Below are 21,273 nucleotides of genomic sequence, written 5' to 3' on the forward strand. Positions count from 1 at the left end.
AGATAAAATATTAAAGACATGAAAATTAACAAGAAAAATATTGCCTTTATAGCCCTGCTTACCGCGTTGATAATGCCGGTAGGGTGTAAAAAGGACTTTTTGTCGAGAGACAGTAGCTTTCAGGCCACGGCAGATGCTACTTTCAAGAAATCATCAGATGTTGTAGCATTGGTTAACAGCATTTACGATGGCTATCAAAATAGCGACTTGCTGAAAAAATCTATCTGGTATTACGCCAACTTCACAACGCATGATTTTTATAATTATGGAGCGGATATTGCCTGGAACAATTACCAGATCAACTCAGATTTTGGCGCATTAGACGTATTCTGGAAGAATGCTTTTATCACTATTGGCCGTGCCAACGCTGCATTTAAAATTATTGCTACTGCAAAAGAGAATGGTGTTGTTACCGCTGCTCTTGCAGATCGCCTTACTGGTGAAGCATACTTTTTACGTGGTATGAGTTACTACTACCTGGCGGGTTCTTTTGGTGGCGTACCATTGGAGTTAAAGGCAGAAACAGACGGTTTAACACCACGCAGTTCTCAGGATGAAGTATTTAAACAAGTGGTAGCCGATATGAAACAAGCGGAAACTTTACTGGTATCTAAAGCAACACTTGATAAAAAAGACCTGGGCCGTGCTACAAAAGGCTCCGCTTACGCTTATGAAGGTGCTGCGCAAATGTGGTTGAAAGATTACGCTGCTGCCCTTACAGCTTTTAACAGCACCGAGCTTACCAGCAATTACCATTTATTGCCAAACTTTGCCGATGTGCATGAATTTAGCAACCAAAATAACGACGAATCGATCTTCGAGATACAGTTTGAAGTATCGGGTTCTCAAAGCTGGGACGGCGGCTGGCAAAATGGCGGTGAAGTGGCCTGGATAGATGACTTTAGCTGGCCTGAAGAGATCTCAAACTTTGGTTACGATTACGCCAACCCGGGCTTGTGGTATTCTTACCAGGCAGGTGATAAACGGAAAGCACTTACCGTTTTAGGCCCCGGCGATCAGAATATAAGCCCTGGTATCATCGCTAAATGGGGTGGTATAAAAGGTTATCCTGCGGTAACAGGTGGTTTTGCAAATGGAGATGCCCGTTTTAAAGCGGATGACGGAACTATTATTAACACTTGCGGTACGTTAACCAAACCATGGTATGGCGTATCAGATCAAAAACGGTCTGGCTACTACAATGCCAAAAAATGGCGCGATCCGCAACTTACAGGCGGTACCGGTAGCCAAATCATATTTGGCTCACAAAACCAGATCCTGATGCGTTACGCGGAAGTGCTGTTAAGCAGGGCTGAGTGTAAGGTCCGTACCGGTGATGTTGCCGGCGCAATGGCCGACCTTAAAATAGTTAGAGACCGTGCCTTTGGTGGTGTTGCACCTGCCGTAATGAAGGATGGCCTTACTTATGATGGTAAACCGTCTACGGCAATAACCGATCCTTTGCAAATGGTACTGAGCGAATACAGGCACGAATTAACTGCCGAATATTCTGTTTTTTATGATCTGCGCAGGGCCGGACCCGGTGTAGCGTCTGCATTCATCAAAGCCGCTTACGGTACCGATGCAACTTCTACACCTCAGCCTTATCCGTACGGCCCAACAGCCGATGGTTTATTGCATGGTGTATGGAAAACAACCCTTCCGGAAGGACGCGATATTTTGCCAATTCCACAAGCTGCGATTGGTCTTAACCCAAATCTTACGCAGAACCCTGCGTATGGCAAATAATAATGTTTCTACATAAAAAAAGGGCTTTCTCTGTAAAGAGAAGGCCCTTTTTTGCTGATGATAAAAATTTCGTTGAAGTGGATGTAAACCCATAAATTGTACATGCTTTTCAATCGATAACCTTAGGCTTACTATATGAGAATTTCTTACTATACAATAGTTCTGTTCTGTTTTATTGGCTTGTTTTCCTGTAAAAAGAAAACGCAGTTCCAGCAGGTCTCCTCCTCGCATTCGGGCATCGATTTTAACAATAAAATAACCGAGAACGACTCCATAAACCCACTGGATGTGGTGAATGTTTACAACGGCGGCGGCGTTGGCATAGGCGATTTTAACAACGATGGCAAACAGGACGTTTTTTTCTCCGGCAACATGGTGTCTAACCGCCTGTACCTCAATAAAGGCGATTTTAAATTTGATGATATTACCACCACGGCAGGCGTAGGCGGCAACGGGCGCTGGGGCCGCGGCGTAAGTGTGGTAGATATCAATAGCGATGGGCTAATGGATATTTATGTTTGTAACACCATTTATGCCGATGCTACCAGGCGGTACAACTTTTTGTACGTTAACCAGGGGCTTGATAAGGATGGCATACCGCACTTTAAAGATATGGCGAAAGCGTACGGGCTACAGGCTGGTCTCGAATCCACTATGGCCAGCTTCTTCGATTATGATAATGACGGCGACCTGGATATGTACCTCACGGTTAATAATGCCAGCGCACAATACAACCCCAACGTTTTTGGCTCTACCGAGAGCCGCGGGCCGCATATTATCACCGGTAAACTTTTTCGTAACGATTGGGACAGTGCAGCAAAGCATCCCGTTTTTACGGATGTAACCGTGCAGTCGGGCGTTACCATTCCCGGTTTTGGGCACTCCGCATCCACGGTAGATTTTAACGGCGACGGGTGGAAAGACATTTACGTGTCTGACGATTTTATCTCCAACAATATCTTATATATCAACAATCACGACGGTACGTTTACCGACCGCTCTAAAGAATATTTTAAACACACCTCCTTCAATTCCATGGGGCAGGATGTGGTAGACATTAATAACGACGGCCTTGCCGATGTGGTAGAACTGGATATGAACCCCGAGGATAACTATCGCAAAAAAATGATGCTCGGGCCAAACAATTACCAGCTGTTCCAAAATTTCGAACTGTTTGGCCACCAATACCAATACGTGCGTAACACCTTGCAGCTAAACCAGGGCCCGCGCCTTGGGCAGCAAGGTGCTATTGGCGAACCTGTGTTTGCCGATATTGGCTTCCTGAGTGGCATTTCCCAAACCGACTGGAGCTGGACACCACTCATTACCGATTTTAACAATGACGGTTTCAGGGATATGATCGTCACCAATGGTTTTCCAAGGGACGTATCCGACAGGGATTTTATGACCTACAGGCAGGAGGCTTATGCCGTAGCCTCAAAGGAAACCGTATTGAAACAGATCCCCGAAATTAAGATCCATAACTACGCCTTCGCCAATAACGGAAACCTTACTTTTAAAGATGTAAGTACCGATTGGGGCTTGTCCTTACCAACTTTTTCTAATGGTGCCGTATATGCCGATTTGGATAACGATGGCGCTATGGACATGATCATTAACAATATAAACGATGAGGCGCTGGTTTATCGCAACACCTCGCGCGATGATGAAAAGAACCTGGCGGGCGCGCACTACCTGCAGTTAAACTTTAAAGGTGATAAACAGAACCTGAACGGGCTGGGTGCTATCGTTAACATCTACTACGACAAAAAGCAGCAGGTTTATGAGAACAACCCATACCGCGGCTACCTGTCATCGGTAGAAAATATAGCACATTTTGGCTTAGGCAAAGTAGCTCAGCTGGATTCCGTAGTAGTGAAATGGCCCAATGGTAAACGGCAAAAGCTAATAAATGTAAAAGCCGACCAAAACTTAAAACTGAACATAGCCGATGCTGCTGACGCCAAAGTAGCACCAAAGCTCATGTTTGCCGCCAATGCCTTGTTCAAAGAAGTTACGGATTCGGTAGGGGTGCATTTTATGCATAAAGATGCCAATTTTGTGGATTTTAATATCCAAAAATTGTTGCCGCATAAACTATCGGAGTATAGCCCGGCCCTGGCGGTTGGCGATATTGATAACGACGGGCTGGACGATATGATCATCGGCGGCGATTCCTATTACCAGGCGCAGGTATTTTTCCAGTTGCCAAACGGTAAATTCAGGCAGCGGAATTTAATGCCAACAACAACCAGCCTTCCCATTCTTTTTAAAGATACCGGCATACTGCTTTTTGATGCCAATGGCGATGGTAAGCTGGACCTTTACATGGCCAGCGGCGGATACGAAATTGCAGCAAACGACCCCAAATACCAGGACAGGCTTTACCTTAACGATGGTAAGGGCAATTTTACCCTGGCAACAGATGCCCTCCCGCAAAACTACACCAGTAAGCTTTGCGTGCGTGGCTTTGATTATAATAAGGATGGTAAGTTGGATCTGTTTATCTCCGGTAGGGTGAAGCCATGGGAGTACCCTAAACCGGTATCCAGCATTATTTTGCGGAATGATAGCCAAAACGGAAAGCCTAAGTTTACCGATGTTACCATGCAGGTTGCCCCGGCTTTAAAAGATATAGGCTTAGTTTGCGATGCCACCTTTACCGATTTTGATAACGACGGATGGCCAGACCTGATCATGGCAGGGGAGTGGATGCCCATCACCATTCTGAAGAACAACCACGGTAAATTTGAGAATATTACTGCAAATTCGGGTGTAGCCAATAAATTAGGCTGGTGGAACTCCATCGTCGCCGGCGATTTTAGGCACACCGGCCGTACCGATTATATAGTGGGCAATGTTGGCCAAAACAGCCTGATGCAGGCCACCGATGAGTACCCGGTTTATATTACCGCTAATGATTTTGATAAAAGCAAAATTTATAGTGCGATACCTTCCATCTTTTTTAAAGATAAGAACGGCGTGAAGCAGGAATATCCGGTAGAAGGGCGCGACGATATGGTTAAGCAAATGATCAGCATGAAGAAAAAGTATACCAACTATAAGTCTTATGCCACCGCAACCATGGACGATATGTTTACGCCCGAACAACGCAAAGGCGCATTACGGTTAAAAGCCAACATGCTAAAAACCTGTTTTTTGCGCAACGACGGCAATGGTAAGTTTACATTGATACCCATGCCGGTTGAAGCACAAGTATCGGTAATAAATGGGATGGAAACAGGCGATTTTGATGGAGACGGTAACCTGGATGTGGTGATGAACGGCAACGATTATGGCACCGAAGCCGCTATTGGCCGCTACGATGCACTCAACGGCTTAATGCTGAAAGGCGACGGCAGGGGTAGTTTTAAGGCGCAAAGCATTTTGCAAAGCGGCATCTACATCCCCGGTAACGGTAAAGCACTGGTAAAACTGCGCGACAACAGGGGGCAGCTATTACTCGCCGCCAGCCAGAACAAGGATTACCTGAAGCTTTTTAAATTGAAAAGTAACACACGCAACATCCCGGTTGCGCCCGATGATGCTTATGCAATCATTGCATACAAGAATGGTAAAACCGAAAAACAGGAGTTTTACTATGGATCTTCTTTTCTATCGCAATCGGCCAGGTTCATCACCCGTAGTCCAAATATGCAAAGCATTATTATTTATGATAATATGGGGCATAAAAGAAGTATAAATTAATTAAAGCAATCGATTGTTTATTATATTTGGACAATTGAAACCAACAGCAATACCCTTACTTAACCGGGTAGTGCCTAATTAACTAAAATGGACAAGAAATTTTACACAGCAATTGGCGTGGTGCTGCTGCTTGCTTCGTCATTTGATGCGCGGCTGGCAAATGCCCAGGCGCTCAAAAGCCAGGTAGCACTAACAGATCTGTCGGCATTTGCTGCTCCTCCAAAAAATTGGGAAATAGATGGCGGTGTACACGCCGATTTAGACAAGCCCAACACATTTGCCTTAACCAAAGGAGTCGGGATATTGGTAAACACCGTGGACGAGAAAAACCCCGGGCACGATCTTTATTTTAACCTGCAGCACGGCGATATAGACCTGGAGATGGATTACACGATGGCCAAAGGTGCAAACTCGGGCATTTACCTCCAGGGCCGCTACGAAATTCAATTGCTGGATAGCTGGGGTACGGTAAATCCCAAATCGAGCGATAACGGCGGTATCTACGAACGCTGGGACGATACTAAACCCGATGGCATGAAGGGCTACGAGGGCCATGCACCAAGGCAAAACGCCAGCCGCGCGCCGGGCTTATGGCAGCATATCCGCATCTCGTTCCAGGCACCGAAGTTTGATGACAAGGGTGTAAAAATCGTTAATGCCAAAATACTTTATATTTGGCTTAACGGTGTGTTGATCCAGGAGAATGTAGAATTATCCGGCCCAACCCGCGGCGCTTACGATACCAAGGAAAGCGCGCTCGGTCCGCTTCGCTTGCAGGGCGACCACGGCGCGGTAGCTTTTAAAAACATCAGCTACACCAACTTTAACAAACCGCATCCAACGGTATCCGATCTTAAATACACGGTTTACAAAGGCAACTTTGCCGAAGAACCCGATTATAAAACCTTAAAACCAGAAGCCCGGGGCGTAACACCGATGCTCACTTCCAACGAGGTAAAACTGGCTAATGAGTTTTTGTTGAAATACACGGGTACTATTCATATTGCCGAGGCTGGAGAGTATGCCTTTAAATTGAGCGTACCGGGCGGTAAGGGCGCTTTGCGCATCAATGGCGCACCAGCGGTTAAAGCATCGGGCTTCCGGGGGAGCGGCACTGTACAATTACCCGCCGGCGATCTTCCTTTCGAGATATTCTACAGCAAGAATGTAGATTGGGCGAAAGCGGCTTTAGGGCTAACGGTATCTGGTCCTGGTGTGCGCGAGTACTTATTGAGCGATGCGAATGTGAGCTCTAACGACGCGGTAGATCCTATCCTGATCAACGCTACTGAAAACGCCATTCTGCGCAGCTTTAGCGATTTGCCGGGCGGCATCCGTGTAACACACGGCATAGGCGTAGGCAGTACCGAACAATTGCACTACACGTACGATGCCGATAAAGGGATGATCGTGCAGATCTGGCGCGGTGGTTTCCTGGACGCTACACCTATGTGGCACGAGCGCGGCGACGGTTCATCTAAACCTGCCGGTTCGGTTCAATATTTTGGCAAACCCGCACCAGGCATAGCTAAGTTAGCCACTGCCGATGCAGCCTGGCCTGCAGATACCAACGGTACGGTTTACAAACCTAAAGGCTACACACTGGATGCCGATGGCCGCCCAACCTTTAAATATGTGCTTTATGGTGCTGCGGTTAGTGATGCCAGTACAGTGATAGCAGGCGGGCAGGGGCTTCATCGCGTGGTAACCATTGCAACCCCGGTTGCCGGGTTAACCATGCGTTTGGCACAAGGTTCCAAAATAGAAATACTTAAAAACGGGCTGTATACGATCGACGATCAGTATTATATCCTTTTAGATGAGGGTGGCGCAGACAAGCCAGTTATACGCACTTCGGGTGGGATGCAGGAACTCATCATCCCCGTGACACAAAAATTAACCTATTCTATCATTTTTTAAAAACAGGTTATGACGAATTCAGTAAAGCAAATGATAAGCAGGTTAGTACTTTTTGTAAGTGTAATTACTGCCATAACGGCGACGGCGCAGCGTGCATTAGCGCAGGCCGAATCGCCAAAAGAGGACGACTTCTTTAAGATAATGAAAGTGCCCGCACCCGAAGGTACCATACTGGAGGTTGGCGGTTTATGCACCCTGCCAAACGGCAGTCTGGCGGTAACCACCCGCCGTGGTGATATTTTTATTGTGGAGAACCCAACCAGCCAGCACCCTTTCTTCCGCAAGTTTGCATCGGGATTACACGAGGTTTTAGGCGCGGCTTATAAGGATGGCGCTTTGTACGTGGTACAGCGCGGCGAGCTAACCAAACTGGTGGATACCAATATGGATGGCAAAGCCGATGTATTTGAAACTGTTTATGCCTGGCCATTATCCGGCAACTATCACGAATACAGCTTTGGGCCAAAGATTGCGCCGGACGGTTCTTTCTTTGTAACCCTAAACCTCGGTTTCCCGCCGGATTGGTGGCACCCTAAAAGCTTTGTGCCTTACCGCGGCTGGGCTTTAAATATAAAAGAGGACGGTACCGTTACGCCTTGGGCGGCCGGTTTCCGTTCGCCATGCGGTATCAGTATGATCGACGGCGAACTTTGGTACAGCGATAACCAGGGCGACTGGGTTGGATCGGGCAGTATAATGCCGGTAAAAAAAGGCGGTTTTATGGGTAACCCTGCCAGTTTAGTATGGACTGGCCTGCCAAACTCTCCACTAACCCTTACGCAGGAAAAATTCTTCGCCACCAATAATCCACGTATTGAGTTTGATAAAAACGGCCAGCCATTTAAGCCGCAAAACATCGTTAAAGAGAAGTTTAAAACAGAATTTGAAGCCAAAAAGGAAATTCCTGAACTACAGCTGCCTGCCGTATGGTTGCCGCATGGCATCCTGGGCATCTCCAATTCCGAAATTGTAAAAATACCCGAAGGTGCCTTCGGTCCGTTCTCGGGCCAGCTGCTGGTGTGCGATCAGGGGCAGAGCATGGTAGACCGTGTTTTCCTGGAGAAAGTGAATGGTGAATACCAGGGCGCTGCATGGGCGTTCCGCAGTGGCTTTCAATCGGGTATTGTGCGTTTGGCCTGGTTGCCTGATGGTTCACTGGCAGCGGGCGAAACCAATCGTGGCTGGGGTTCTGCAGGAGAGGCTAATATGGGCTTGCAGCGCTTGATCTGGAATAACCGTATCCCGTTTGAAATGCGTGCCATTCGTGCCCAGCCGGATGGTTTCGAAATAGAGTTTACGAAACCGGTTGATAAGAAGGTAGCGGAAGATATTGCCTCTTATTCGGTAGAAAGCTACATCTATAAATACCACGGCGTTTACGGCAGCCCGCCGGTGAATACGGAGAAATGCGCCATTACCGGCGTAAAAGTATCTGAAGACGGTATGAAGGCCCGTATTGTGGTAAGCAACCTGCGCCGGTATTACATCCATACCATTACGTTGGATGGCATGCGCGATAAAGAGAACTACTTTAACCTGGTTCACCCAACCGCCTATTACACCCTCAACAATATCCCCGAAGGGAAGAAGCTAAGCATGAGCGAAGTAAGCACCAAAAACTCGGTGAAAGCCGTTGCTCCTGTTAAAGCAACTGGTGTAAAATCGGGCGTTAAAGGCGCAGCCGTAGTTCCGGCGAAAGCGCTTACTTACGAGGATGTAAAGCCTTTGTTAGCTAAAAACACCTGTTCGGCATGTCATAACCCTACCACTAAACAGGTAGGGCCAGCATTTAAGGATGTAGCAAAACGTAATTATAGCGTAGCGCAGATTATGGCCTTGATCAAAAACCCTAAGCCCGAGCACTGGCCGGATTATTCCACGCCAATGCCGCCGATGCCGCAGGTTGCGGAGCAGGATGCCCGGAAAATAGCCACCTGGATCCGTTCTTTAAAATAGATTTTGATTTAGGTTTTTTTTAATTTTAAATGCTTTTTAAAGCAAATATCATAACAACAACAGATATGAAACAATTTCTTTTAGCAACAGTATTGCTTGCGGGCGCAACCTTAGGTGCTACCGCCCAAACCGCCAAGCCAGAGGATACCGAATTTTATACCCCCGTACCTGCGGTGGTTAGTCCGGGCAAAACTTCAAGTGACGCGCCGTCGGATGCCATCATTTTATTCGGAGGTAAAAACCTGGACGAATGGGTATTGGTGAACGATTCTACAGCCGCCAAAAAATGGCTGGTTGCCGGTGGCGTGATCACCGTAGATAAAAAGAAAGGCGATATCCAAACCAAACGCAAATTCACCGATTTTCAACTGCACATTGAATACCGCATCCCAGCCGATATTGAAGGCAGCGGACAGGCACGCGGTAACAGCGGGATCTTTTTAGCCGCCCTGCCATGGGGTGCCGGTGGTTACGAACTTCAGGTACTGGATAACTACAATAATAAGACCTACACTAACGGCCAGGCGGGCAGTATGTACAAACAATCGCCACCGTTGATGAATGCCTGCCGTAAACCCGGCCAATGGAACGCCTACGATGTGGTTTGGACTGCACCCCGCTTTAACGAGGACGGCACCGTAAAAACGCCAGCACGTGTAACAGCCATTCATAACGGCGTATTGGTGCAAAATAATTACGAGTTGAAGGGCGATACCCCTTACATCGGTGCGCCAAAGTACCGCAAGCACGGTGCCGCGCCTATCAAGCTGCAATCGCACGGCGACCCAAGCAAACCAATCAGCTACCGCAACATTTGGGTGAGAAATTTGTAAGTACTCTTAGATATTTTAAATGGAGAGGGGCTGTATGATCTTAATTTTGATACGGTCCCTTTGTTGTTTTTTGGCTGCCTGTATATCGCCAAAAAACAACAAAAAGTGTTCACGCGCACGCAGGTGAACACCGTGAACATTTATAAAAAACTCATAATCAGGTGTTTGAAAATTACGGTTTGGTGTCAATATTGTGTCACCACCAATTTGCTCTCTTTTTCCTGATTCCTGCCTTTTACCTCTTGATTCTCTACGTCAGCCCTATCTTTTTGTTCACCACTTTTAACCATTGCCTGGCCATAAGTTCGTGGCCGGCGGGCATAGGGTGGATGCCGTCCCAGATCCAGTATTCTACGGGTGCTTTGGCCAGCGCGTCGTTAAAGGGTTGCTGCAGTGGTACAAAAACGGCGGCAAATTCCAGTGCCAGTTTTTTGGCGATGGTCTGCCTCTTGGCAACTTCTTCGGTCCATTGAGCAAAATTGGCATTTACCCGGGCACCCGGTAACATAAAAGGTTCGCAAATAATGAGTTTAATATTGGGCAGGGCATCTTTGGTTTGCTTCAGCAGGGCGCGGTAACCGGTTTCGTAGTTTTCGGCGCTGTAATTTTTGTCGCCGTTTATAAAAGCCAACACATCATTCACGCCAATTAAAATGCTGAGCACATCGGGCTTAAGGGCCAGCGTATCGTTTTGCCAGCGGGCGGCAAGGTCGGTTATTTTGTTGCCACTGATACCGCGATTGTAAAAATGAAATTTCCGGTCGGGATGGTCGTACCACAATCGACTGGCCAGTAAGCAGGCGTAGCCATGGCCCATTACGTGGTTCCAGTCGTTATCGCGGGTGCGGTTACCATCGGTGATAGAATCGCCCTGGAACAGGATCACCGCGTCGGTACCTATTTTTTCGGTAATAAGTGTATCAGCTTTAAGAATCTCTGGGATAACGGTGGCGGCGGCCCCCATGAGCGTAGTTTGTTTGATGAAGGAGCGGCGTGAACTATTGGCCATAATGGAATTTAATTTTCATCAATGTATAAAGAAATTGCGAAAACGTCTCCTGTTTTTTCTGATTTATAATCCCGCCATAAATGTCTATTTTGTTGGCTCAAGGTAAACGTACATGAAAACCATCCGGCCATTTTTCTTCCTGTTTGTGTTATTGGTATCAACGGGCTCTTTCGCCCAAAACCGCGACATCAGTTACATGAGCGCCGGTGGCAAATTGCGACCCCTGCAGGCCATAATGGATATCCGCCATTATACCCTGGCGCTTGATGTGGATATCCCCAAAAAAAGTATTGGCGGCTATGCCGAGATAGACCTGCTGCTCAGCAAAACCACTGATACCTTACTGTTCGACTTGGTGCACCTGCTTCGCGTTAGCAAAATAACGGTTGATAAGAAAGATGCGGGTTTCGAACAAAAGGGCGATTCAATTTTCATCGTCAATAACAATAGCTATAGGGAAGGCAAGCATATCATCCGCATCAATTATGGCGGTGAACCGCCGGTTGCCGTGAGGCCGCCATGGAAGGGCGGTTTCACCTGGACAACCGACAAGGCCGGCAACCCCTGGGTGGTGATCAATTGCCAGCTGGAGGGCGCAAAGGTGTACTTCCCCTGTAAAGACCACCCAAGCGACGAACCAAACGAGGGGATAGACCTTTTCGTCACCATCCCCAAAGGGCTTTCGGTAGCCGGACCGGGCTTATTACAGGGCGTAAAAAACAGGGCGAATAACCGGGCAACCTGGCACTGGAAAACTAACTACACCATCAGCAACTATTGCGTGGTTTTTAATATTGCCAAATACAAGGTGTACAGTCGCCCCTATACCACCGTAGGCGGCCATACTGTGCCTATCCAGTTTTATGTTTTGGAGGAGGATACCGCTCACGCCGAACACGTACTTGATATCCGTGCTCGTGATACCCGTATCCTGGAAAAATACTTTGGCGAATATCCCTGGTTTAAAGAAAAGATAGGCATTGCCGAGGTGCCGAACCCCGGCATGGAACACCAAACGATGGTTACCTATGGCGACAGGTTTAAGTACGATAAGTACCCGGGCGGGCTGGATTATTCTGCCAACCTGTTCCACGAGTTTGGGCATGAGTGGTGGGCCAATAAGGTTACCAATAAAGATTGGGCGCACATGTGGATACAGGAGGGGATAAATACCTATGCCGAGGCACTATTTTTTAAGGAGACGCTGGGCGAGGCTGCTTACGATTCGGTTATCATCTCCCAGCGCGCGGGCATCCGCAACCAACAGCCGGTTGTAAAGGCCGAGGAGATGGGCATGGCCGAAGTTTACAATGGCGATATTTATAGCAAGGGTTCATTTTTTATGCACACCATGCGGCATGTACTGGGCGACAGCGTGTTTTTCCCGGCGCTAAAGAAATTTGTTACCGATGTGAAATATCCGTACAATAAATTTTTCACCACGCAGGATGTGCAGCACTTCTTTAACAAAGAGAGCGGCTGCGACCTGAGCCCGCTGTTTAATTTTTATTTGCGCACTACCAACACCATGGATTTTGAATTAAAACGAACCCGGCCCAATATCTACATCCTTAGCATAAAAAACAGCCCAATGGAATTGCCACTCGATATTTTAACCCATCAGGGGATCATCCACACCACTATTTCTGCCAATAAAAGCACGCCTTTTAAAATTGTAAGTAAAACCCAGCCGGTGGTAGATCCTAAGGGATGGTATTTTAAGAAGGTGATTATGCAGTAATAGTTCGGCAATATTAAATGGGTTTGGGGTTACAGATACAATTCCACCATCTGCCGCCAATACCGTGGCCGGTGAGCGTAATTATCCCAAATGTAAAATTCGTTGGTGATGCCCTTATCCCAAAGCAGGCGGCTCACTTCCTGATTGTTATGCAAAAATGGGTCCGTTTGTCCTACGGCCAAAATAATGTTCAGCTTGCGCATATCATTCAAAATGCCGTATTCGTGCAGGTTGGCAATGTATTGTCGCGGCATATTAAAGTATACCTCGTCGTTATGATAGCCATCAAACAGGTCTCTAAAATCGTCTATGTGCTGGGTAAGGTCGTATCTGCCGCTCATGCTCACCACTTTCTTAAAAATATGCGAATGTTTTAGGGCGAGGTTTAAAGCATGATAGGCGCCCATGCTGCAGCCGGCAACTTCAAAATAGCCAGCGTTGTTTTTCTCCTTCATTAAGGGCACCACCTCGTTAAGAATATACTCCTCGTATTGCAAGTGCCGGGCAATACGCACGGCAGGGTGCGCCCAGTTATTGTAAAAGCTTTCCGCATCTACGCTGTCTACGCAAAAAAGCTGCAGTTCGCCATTGTTTATTTTGTGCCGCAGGGCCTCTACAACGCCCCAATTCTCGTAATCGTAAAATCGGGCCATCCGGGTTGGGAAAAACAGCACCGCACGGCCGCCATGCCCGAAAATTAGAAGCTCCATGTCGCGCTGCAACCTGGGGCTGTGCCATTTATGATATTCCCTGTTCATTTCACTATGTATTGCGGAACGTAATATCTCCAACGGATGTTACTTTAAAATAAACAACGGGTTAACTGTTAATAATAATTTTGTTCTTCACCACCTGGCTCCAAAGTTCGTACCCGGCGGGGCTTAAATGCAGGGCGTCGCCGGTGAAAAATACTTTCTGTGGGTAGCCGTTGGCGTCCAGCATTTTCTTAAAAACATCTATAAACTGCCAGTTGTCGCCATCTTTAATGATCTGGTTTTCGATGAGGTTATTGGTGTATTTAAACTGATCGGCCATGCCCCAGCGGGCAATGCTCGGCTTAAGCGATATAAAATAACAGGGGATATCGCCGAATCGCTGGTTTGCTTTTGTAACCAGCTGCTGAAAAAAAATAAATACTTCCTCGGGGCACCTGCCATCGCCCAGGTCGTTATCGCCGGCATAAACCACCAGCCTTTTTGGCTTGTAGTTTACCATCACTCTATCAAAAAACCATACGCACGCCGCCAGGGTAGATCCGCCGAACCCCAGGTTAACGGGTTTTAGGTCCTTGAGGTCGTTGTAAAGGCTTGTCCATAAGCGTATTGACGAGCTGCCATAGAAAATGGTTTCGGCATTTTGGGCCAGTTTTAAACTGTCTTTTTCAAGGCGTTTTACCTCATCTTCATACCAATACATCCGCTTTGTTTATTAATAAGGGTATACTGCAACAGCAATAGCCATAGTGCTTCAAACCTAAAAATTCTTTATGTTGTTTGCGGTAACCGTGCCTTTAATTTATGTTACTAAATTGTTTTTGCAAGCCGGTAACGTTAAAGGGCTATTGCTTTAATGCCTCAAAATATTATTTTTGTTTCACAATCTATACCGAATGGAAAAAAAGGATACGGGGTACGCTAATCATTTAACGCAGTCGGAACTACCCGTTTTCTTTTTGCAATTGGGCGCAAATACCAGTTTGTTTTTCGGGCACATACTTAAACAGGCCGCGTTATCTCATGGCCATAATAATGTGTATGTGCTTACCGATACCAATTTTGACGACTACAGCAAGTACAATTGTATCGATGTTTCGGGGTATACCGATGGCGTAAAAGAATTTGATAAGGTTTACCAGCATCACTCTATTAATCCATACTTTTTTGAAAAGGCATGTTTCGACAGGTGGTTCATCATTAACGATATTGTAAAGGAGCTGGGTATCAGTCATTTTGTACATGCCGATTGCGACGTACTGATATTGCAGGACCTTATCCCTGTATTCCAGAAATTTATAAAGGTGCAGTACGATGGTACCATGATGTTTTTTGCACTTGGCGAAAACAGCGTAACATCGGGCCATACCTCATTTTGGAGCGCAAAACTTATTAATGATTTTTGCGAATTTGTATTGGCAAAGTACGCAGACGGGCCGGCTTTTGATAAAATGCTGAAAGATACCCTTGCTGGCAAATTCCTCGATAACAAAAACGTATCAGACATGATCCTGCTGGATGTTTTCCGTACCGAGACAAAACCCAATACACTAAACCTGCTCTCGCTGGAGACAGAAGGTATCAGTTTCGATTTTAATGCCAATGTGCCTTTCAATGGCTGCACCTATTATTTTGAATGCACCCCGGGTACGCGCATCAAAAAAATGACCCGGCGGAAAGACGGCCTTTACGGTAAAGTTGCGGATGTACAGAGCTCACCGGTTTATTCGAGGTTTTATACGCTGCACTTCCAGGGGTATTTAACCAAGACACTTATACCGCTGCACACCAACGCGCAAAGCGTTGCAGAAGCGTTATCTGATTACCTGTTGGCAAAATCTCACAACCTGGTTCGCCGGGCAAAATTGTATAAAAACAAAGTTAGAGACAGGGTAAAAAAATTAATAAAAAAATAAACTAAATTAGCACCAAACGGTTGCTTGTATTGGTTGCCAAAGGGCAATTTGTTGATTTAATAGTTTTTAAGATATATTTAATTTTTTTTTATTATTTTTAGAAAATCAGTCGATTATATTAAAAAAGTAAAATAATATTGCACAATAATTTTTAAGTTTGCAAAGGCTACAATTATTTTACCTGATATAATAGCTACGCTGCTGTGATATTTATGAAAAAAAACTCCTACTCCTTTATTGCCATTTTGCTGACCTTTTTGGTAATATCTTCTTTAAATTCATGTGTGAGTTCCAAGAAGCTCGCTTACTTTAGTAACCTCCAAAGGGACAGTATGGCCACGATAGACGAGCAGAGGCTTCAAACTAAAATAAACGTAAGCGACATACTGCAGATCAATATTTCTACTCCTGATCCCATCACCACTGCTATATTAAATTCGTCTACCGCAGTTAATACCGGCCAGGGTGGTGTAAGCGGTTACCTGGTAGATGAGACCGGCTCTATAAAACTGCCGCTTATTGGTTCTGTAAAAGCGGAAGGCTTAACAAAAATTCAGCTGGCAAACACCATTACCGAAACATTGCTGAGTAAACAAATTGCAAAAGCCCCGATAGTTAACGTACGCATAGTAAACTATAAGGTAACCATATTGGGCGAGGTTGCCAGGCCGGGTGTTATACCGGTACCCAACGAGCGCATCACCTTGCCCGAAGCTTTGGCTTCTGCCGGCGATCTTACCGCGTACGGAAAGCGCGACAATGTGCTACTGATAAGGGAGGTTGATGGCAAGCGCATCACCAAACGCTTCAGCCTTAACCAAAGCCAATTATTTGATAAAGATATTTACAATCTTCAAAATCAGGACATCATTTACGTGGAACCAAACAGCGCGAGAGCTGCCGGTGCCGATCGTACTACTCAGCTGATCCCATACTTCTTCAGCGCTGTGTCGCTTTTGATAGTGATATACTTACAGTTTATTAAAAACTAACATTTCTTCCTGTTAATGAAAAATACTGCTCAGTCTACCAATGTTACCAATCCATTTGAGGGTACCACCTCAAAAAACGCAGTAAGTGCAATTGCATTCAGGTATTTGCCTTTCTGGCCAATATTTGTATTTACAATTGTGGTATCCCTGTCGGTAAGTTATTTTTATATTCATTACCAAACCCCAATTTACGAAGCCGGCGCTACCATATTGCTAAAAGATTCGAGAGGTACCGATGGTGCCAACGTATTGGAAGCGCTGGGGCTTAATAATGGCTCTAAAACGGTAGAGAACGAGATAGAGGTTTTAAAATCGCGCGTGTTGATGGAGCAGGTGGTAAAAGACCTTGGCCTATATGCACAAGTTTACAGCAAGGGTGCTTTAAGGGATATTCTCATTTATCCAAACCCGGTTAAGTTTATAGCGCTGAACCCGGATGACCTGAGAAACTCCCCCAACCTGCCTATTTCTTTCGAGTATTTGCCAACCAATAATTATATCACCATCTCCGGCAAAAAGTATGCTTTAGGGGCTCCCGTGCATACAGATTATGGTGATTTTATAATCAATCCGGTTAAAACAGATAAGGCCGTATCAAACCAGGTTTTTAAAGGCGAATATTATTTACAGGTACGTAGTATCAAATCCGCAGCTAAAAATACCCAGGGTGCACTTGCCGTTGCATCGGCAGCGAGGCAGTCATCGTTAATTGCCCTTAAACTGGTAGACCAGGTGCCCGTACGCGCCGAGGATATTTTGAATGATTTGGTTAAAGTTTACAACGACGCCGGTGTTACAGAAAAAACGCAAACCGCAATAAATACCCTCAACTTTATAAATGATAGGTTGGTGCTGGTAACCAAAGAACTTTCGGGTGTAGAGAACGAGATGCAGGACTACCGTACCAGTCAGGGCATTGTAGATCTTTCTACCGAAGGAAGAAACTTTATAGACAACGCCCGCCAGAATGTTTCCCAGTTGGCGCAGATCCAGATCCAACTGGATGTACTTAGCCAGATAGAAAAATACATCGTGCGTAAAGGCAGTAGCTCCGGTACAGTACCGTCTACGATGGGTATCTCCGATCCTATTTTGCTTCAGTTACTTGATAAACTTTACTCTGCAGAACTTGAATTAACCAATTTAAGGCAAACTTCCGGCGAGAACTCGCCGCCAGTTGCCGCCGTGCAGGAACGTATAAACCAAATAAAACCAGGCTTATTAGAAAACTTAAACGCCCTGAGGCAAAACTTAGTTACCACACAAAACCGTTTAAAAGCCGAAGGAGGTATCAACTCGTCGCAGTTAAGGGGGGTGCCGCAAAAGGAGCGTAAGTTTTTAGAAATAAGCCGCCAGCAGGCTATCAAAAATAATATTTACACCTTGCTGCTTACCAAGCGCGAGGAAGTTGCGCTATCGCGCGCGGCGGCCGTTGCCGATAGCCGTATTGTTAATTACGCCGAAGCAAAGGGCACGCCTGTAAAACCAATACCACTTAATATTTACCTGGTAGGCTTATCTATAGGGGTTATTATAGGTGTTGTTTTTGTTTTAATTAGAGAGCAATACAACCAGGAGGTGCTTTTCCGTACCGAAATTGAACGCAAAACGGATGCAACCGTACTGGCCGAAATATTACATGACGACAGCGGCGAAACCCTGGTTATTAAAGACGGCAGCCGAACGGTAATTGCAGAGCAGTTTAGGGCGCTGCGTACATCGCTAAACTTTATAGGCATCCAGGGCGATAAAAAAACCGTCCTGGTAACATCATCCATATCCGGTGAGGGTAAAAGTTTTACGGCTATTAACCTTGCGGTAAGTTTGGCCTTAACCGGTAAAAAGGTAGCCATCCTGGAGTTCGATCTACGTAAACCTAAGATCAGTAAAATGATGGAGATTGCCCAGGAGCCAGGTATAAGTAACTACATGGCCGGCCTGGCAACTTATGAAGAGATAAGTCTGTCAATGGCCGACCGCGACATCCCCGGGCTGGTGATCCTGCCTGCCGGTACCATTCCGCCAAACCCTACCGAGCTAATGCTAAACGGCAGGCTGGATGTGCTGATGGCCAAGATTAAAGAAGATTTTGATTATATCCTTATCGATTCGCCGCCAATTGGTTTGGTTACCGATGCCAAAATATTGAATAAGTATGTTGATGCCTGCTTGTACATGGTAAGGCACAAATACACGCCTAAGTACTACTTAAACCTGATAGACCACATTTACATTAACAACGAGTTGAGCAACGTGAACATCATCTTCAACGGGTTAAAACTGCGTGGTATACTGGGCCGCTACGGTCAGGGCTATGGAGCGGGCTACGGTTATGGCTACGGTTATGGCTATGGTTACGGTTATGGCTACGGTTATGGCTACGGTTACACCCAGGAGGAAGATAAAAATAAGAAAGGCTTAAGAGGCTTGTTCAATAGCATTTTTAAAAAGCCTGCAAAACGCAAGAGTAAAAAATCCCAACACTAAAACTGCGTTGCTGTAAAGCTAAATGAGTACGGGAGAAAATAATAACAAAGTATAATGGAGTTGAATACGCCACAGGAGGAATGGGATTTAGAAATTAAACCTCACGATACCGTTTTTAATCTTCATTTAAAGGATGTTTGGAACTATCGCGACCTGCTTTGGTTACTGGTACGGCGCGATTTTGTATCTTTTTACAAGCAAACCGTTTTGGGCCCGCTATGGTTTTTTATCCAGCCCATATTCACTACTATCGTTTTCACATTTGTATTTGGCGGGCTGGCTAAAATTAGCACTGGTAATATTCCGCAGCCGTTATTTTACATGGCAGGCACCATTGCATGGAACTATTTTGCCGATTGCCTTACCAAAACATCAACCGTTTTTAAGGATAACGCCAACATATTTGGCAAGGTTTACTTCCCACGGCTCATCATGCCGCTGAGCATTGTTTTTTCTAACCTTGTAAAATTCGCGGTTCAGTTTTGCCTGTTTATTATCGTTTTTGCTTACTATCTTATTCAGTATCATTTTTACGGTGGTAAAATGGTAGAGCCAAATGCTTATCTACTGCTATTCCCGGTTATAATGGCGCTTATGGCGGTACTGGGGCTTGGGCTCGGGCTTATTATAACGGCGCTAACTACCAAATACCGCGACCTTGCCTTTGTAGTAACCTTTGGCATGCAACTGATGATGTACGCAACACCGGTTATTTACCCTTTATCCAGCGCATCGGCTAAATACCGCATCTTTATAACGCTTAACCCCATGAGTGGGCTTATAGAAACCTTTAGGTACGGGTTTACCGGAGCGGGGCAATTTTACCCCGGTGCGTTTGCTTACAGCATTGTGGCCAGCCTGGTGCTCTTTATGATCGGGCTGATCATCTTTAATAAGGTTGAAAAAGATTTTGTTGATACCGTTTAATTTAGGCCATGGGTGATATTGCTATAAAAGTTGAAAATTTATCTAAAGCGTATCAGTTGGGCGATTTTGGTACCGGCACCCTCAGCCGCGACATCGAACGCAAATGGGCCTTGCTAAGAGGTAAAGAAGACCCTTTTTTAAAAATAGGCGAATTAAATGACCGCGCTACAGCCGGCACCAGCGATATCGTGTGGAGCCTGAAAGATATCAACTTCGAAATAAATAAAGGCGATGCCGTAGGCGTTATCGGCCGTAACGGTGCCGGTAAAAGTACCTTGTTAAAAGTACTCAGCCGTGTAACGGTACCAACCGCCGGTTCGGTAAAAATTATGGGCCGGGTGGCCAGCTTGCTGGAAGTAGGCACAGGTTTTCATCCCGAGCTTACAGGTCGCGAAAATATATTCTTAAACGGCGCCATCCTGGGGATGCGTAAGCATGAAATAAAAAAACACTTTGATGCCATTGTTGATTTTGCAGGGGTAGAACGATATATCGATACGCCGGTAAAACGTTACTCCAGCGGTATGTATGTAAGGCTTGCCTTCGCGGTAGCAGCCCATTTGGAAAGCGAGATATTGATAGTAGATGAGGTACTTGCCGTTGGCGATGCCGAGTTTCAAAAAAAATGCCTTGGTAAAATGGGCGAGGTAAGCAAGGGCGAAGGCCGTACGGTGCTGTTTGTAAGCCATAATATGGCGGCCATCAGCAACCTGTGTTCAAAATCTATATTGCTGAAGCACGGGCAGCTGCAAACTATGGATTACACCCATACCGTAATTGATAAATACATCCGCACCGGCGAAAATAACGACGGGCAGGTAAACCTCGAAGATCTGATCGTTAAACAAAAATCAACCAAAGCCGGCTTTTACGCGCTAAGGTTGTTGTCGCGGTCTAAAGGTATCACAGCCGATTTTGCCATCAATGAGGATGTTATTGTGGAGATAGAATACGACGTGTACGAAGATGGTAGCACCATACAGCCGAGCATCCATTTGCTTGATAACTTGGATACCTGTATTTTTGCAACGTTCAGTGCGCCATCGGCCTCTTCTACTGTCGATCCTTTTTATAAAAAGCCGTTACAAAAGGGTAGGTACAAATCTACCTGTGTAATTCCGGGGAATTACTTAAACGATAAGAACTACAAGATCAACGCCTTTTTGGTGCCTGAGGATATGGCCGATATGGCTGTTGCCGAAAGCGTGTTAGCGTTTACGGTAATAGAAACCGGCGACATGCGCAAAGAATATACCGGCGATTGGTGGGGGGTAGTACGTCCCAAATTAGCATGGAACACCGAAGCGATTAAATTGTAATTG

General features: G+C 45.9%; 14 protein-coding genes. 11 read left to right on the top strand and 3 right to left on the bottom strand.

Translation table 11 applies throughout. From position 1 onward, the window contains the following. Positions 1–18 precede the first annotated feature (18 nt). From ABIX36_RS26670 to ABIX36_RS26690, 5 genes are all read left to right on the top strand, one after another. Complete coding sequence (locus ABIX36_RS26670) at positions 19–1,749, top strand: RagB/SusD family nutrient uptake outer membrane protein (protein WP_348085218.1); 1,731 nt, start codon at positions 19–21, stop codon at positions 1,747–1,749. A 135-nt stretch (positions 1,750–1,884) separates the two neighbouring features. Then, positions 1,885–5,457: a VCBS repeat-containing protein gene (locus ABIX36_RS26675; protein ID WP_348085219.1), complete on the top strand. Its 3,573-nt coding sequence runs from the start codon at positions 1,885–1,887 to the stop codon at positions 5,455–5,457. 87 nt (positions 5,458–5,544) lie between these two features. Continuing rightward, entirely contained in the window at positions 5,545–7,377 is a 1,833-nt protein-coding gene (locus tag ABIX36_RS26680) for a family 16 glycoside hydrolase (protein ID WP_348085220.1), read from the top strand. Between the two features lie 9 nt (positions 7,378–7,386). Further along, positions 7,387–9,333, top strand: coding sequence for a c-type cytochrome (locus tag ABIX36_RS26685; RefSeq protein WP_348085221.1), 1,947 nt, complete (start codon positions 7,387–7,389; stop codon positions 9,331–9,333). Positions 9,334–9,398: 65 nt separating this feature from the next. Next, positions 9,399–10,166, top strand: a complete 768-nt coding sequence (locus tag ABIX36_RS26690) for a DUF1080 domain-containing protein (RefSeq protein ID WP_348085222.1) — start codon at positions 9,399–9,401, stop codon at positions 10,164–10,166. Positions 10,167–10,416: 250 nt separating this feature from the next. Here ABIX36_RS26690 and ABIX36_RS26695 read toward each other — a convergent pair whose 3' ends face one another. After that, positions 10,417–11,175, bottom strand: a complete 759-nt coding sequence (locus ABIX36_RS26695) for an SGNH/GDSL hydrolase family protein (protein ID WP_348085223.1) — start codon at positions 11,173–11,175, stop codon at positions 10,417–10,419. A gap of 112 nt (positions 11,176–11,287) precedes the next feature. On the opposite strand from ABIX36_RS26695, the gene ABIX36_RS26700 reads away from it, so the two are divergent. Then, a complete protein-coding gene (locus ABIX36_RS26700; protein ID WP_348085224.1) occupies positions 11,288–12,916 on the top strand; it encodes a M1 family metallopeptidase in 1,629 nt (542 codons plus the stop codon). A 29-nt stretch (positions 12,917–12,945) separates the two neighbouring features. Here ABIX36_RS26700 and ABIX36_RS26705 read toward each other — a convergent pair whose 3' ends face one another. Together ABIX36_RS26705 and ABIX36_RS26710 are read right to left on the bottom strand one after the other, a co-directional pair. After that, entirely contained in the window at positions 12,946–13,674 is a 729-nt protein-coding gene (locus ABIX36_RS26705; protein ID WP_348085225.1) for an alpha/beta hydrolase-fold protein, read from the bottom strand. A gap of 61 nt (positions 13,675–13,735) precedes the next feature. Next, positions 13,736–14,332 (bottom strand): GDSL-type esterase/lipase family protein, encoded by a 597-nt coding sequence (locus tag ABIX36_RS26710; protein ID WP_348085226.1) that lies wholly within the window; start codon positions 14,330–14,332, stop codon positions 13,736–13,738. A 193-nt stretch (positions 14,333–14,525) separates the two neighbouring features. Here ABIX36_RS26710 and ABIX36_RS26715 point away from each other — a divergent pair, with 193 nt between their 5' ends. From ABIX36_RS26715 to ABIX36_RS26735, 5 genes are all read left to right on the top strand, one after another. Continuing rightward, positions 14,526–15,545: a hypothetical protein gene (locus ABIX36_RS26715; RefSeq protein ID WP_348085227.1), complete on the top strand. Its 1,020-nt coding sequence runs from the start codon at positions 14,526–14,528 to the stop codon at positions 15,543–15,545. Between the two features lie 284 nt (positions 15,546–15,829). Further along, positions 15,830–16,537, top strand: coding sequence for a polysaccharide biosynthesis/export family protein (locus tag ABIX36_RS26720; RefSeq protein ID WP_348085228.1), 708 nt, complete (start codon positions 15,830–15,832; stop codon positions 16,535–16,537). Between the two features lie 15 nt (positions 16,538–16,552). Beyond that, a complete protein-coding gene (locus ABIX36_RS26725; RefSeq protein ID WP_348085229.1) occupies positions 16,553–19,024 on the top strand; it encodes a polysaccharide biosynthesis tyrosine autokinase in 2,472 nt (823 codons plus the stop codon). 54 nt (positions 19,025–19,078) lie between these two features. Next, entirely contained in the window at positions 19,079–19,951 is an 873-nt protein-coding gene (locus ABIX36_RS26730) for an ABC transporter permease (protein ID WP_348085230.1), read from the top strand. A gap of 8 nt (positions 19,952–19,959) precedes the next feature. Next, the gene (locus ABIX36_RS26735) at positions 19,960–21,270 is read left to right on the top strand and encodes a polysaccharide ABC transporter ATP-binding protein (protein WP_348085231.1); all 1,311 of its coding nucleotides are present in this window, start codon (positions 19,960–19,962) and stop codon (positions 21,268–21,270) included. The last annotated feature ends 3 nt before the right edge of the window (positions 21,271–21,273 follow it).

It is taken from the genome of Mucilaginibacter sp. (assembly GCF_039925265.1).
Lineage (GTDB): Bacteria > Bacteroidota > Bacteroidia > Sphingobacteriales > Sphingobacteriaceae > Mucilaginibacter.

What these genes read in the sequence shown, in the direction of transcription:
- ABIX36_RS26670 (WP_348085218.1), top strand. Translation starts at nt 19, where the DNA reads ATGAAAATTAACAAGAAAAATATTGCCTTTATAGCCCTGCTTACCGCG.
- ABIX36_RS26675 (WP_348085219.1), top strand. Translation starts at nt 1,885, where the DNA reads ATGAGAATTTCTTACTATACAATAGTTCTGTTCTGTTTTATTGGCTTG.
- ABIX36_RS26680 (WP_348085220.1), top strand. Translation starts at nt 5,545, where the DNA reads ATGGACAAGAAATTTTACACAGCAATTGGCGTGGTGCTGCTGCTTGCT.
- ABIX36_RS26685 (WP_348085221.1), top strand. Translation starts at nt 7,387, where the DNA reads ATGACGAATTCAGTAAAGCAAATGATAAGCAGGTTAGTACTTTTTGTA.
- ABIX36_RS26690 (WP_348085222.1), top strand. Translation starts at nt 9,399, where the DNA reads ATGAAACAATTTCTTTTAGCAACAGTATTGCTTGCGGGCGCAACCTTA.
- ABIX36_RS26695 (WP_348085223.1), bottom strand. Translation starts at nt 11,175, where the DNA reads ATGGCCAATAGTTCACGCCGCTCCTTCATCAAACAAACTACGCTCATG.
- ABIX36_RS26700 (WP_348085224.1), top strand. Translation starts at nt 11,288, where the DNA reads ATGAAAACCATCCGGCCATTTTTCTTCCTGTTTGTGTTATTGGTATCA.
- ABIX36_RS26705 (WP_348085225.1), bottom strand. Translation starts at nt 13,674, where the DNA reads ATGAACAGGGAATATCATAAATGGCACAGCCCCAGGTTGCAGCGCGAC.
- ABIX36_RS26710 (WP_348085226.1), bottom strand. Translation starts at nt 14,332, where the DNA reads ATGTATTGGTATGAAGATGAGGTAAAACGCCTTGAAAAAGACAGTTTA.
- ABIX36_RS26715 (WP_348085227.1), top strand. Translation starts at nt 14,526, where the DNA reads ATGGAAAAAAAGGATACGGGGTACGCTAATCATTTAACGCAGTCGGAA.
- ABIX36_RS26725 (WP_348085229.1), top strand. Translation starts at nt 16,553, where the DNA reads ATGAAAAATACTGCTCAGTCTACCAATGTTACCAATCCATTTGAGGGT.
- ABIX36_RS26730 (WP_348085230.1), top strand. Translation starts at nt 19,079, where the DNA reads ATGGAGTTGAATACGCCACAGGAGGAATGGGATTTAGAAATTAAACCT.
- ABIX36_RS26735 (WP_348085231.1), top strand. Translation starts at nt 19,960, where the DNA reads ATGGGTGATATTGCTATAAAAGTTGAAAATTTATCTAAAGCGTATCAG.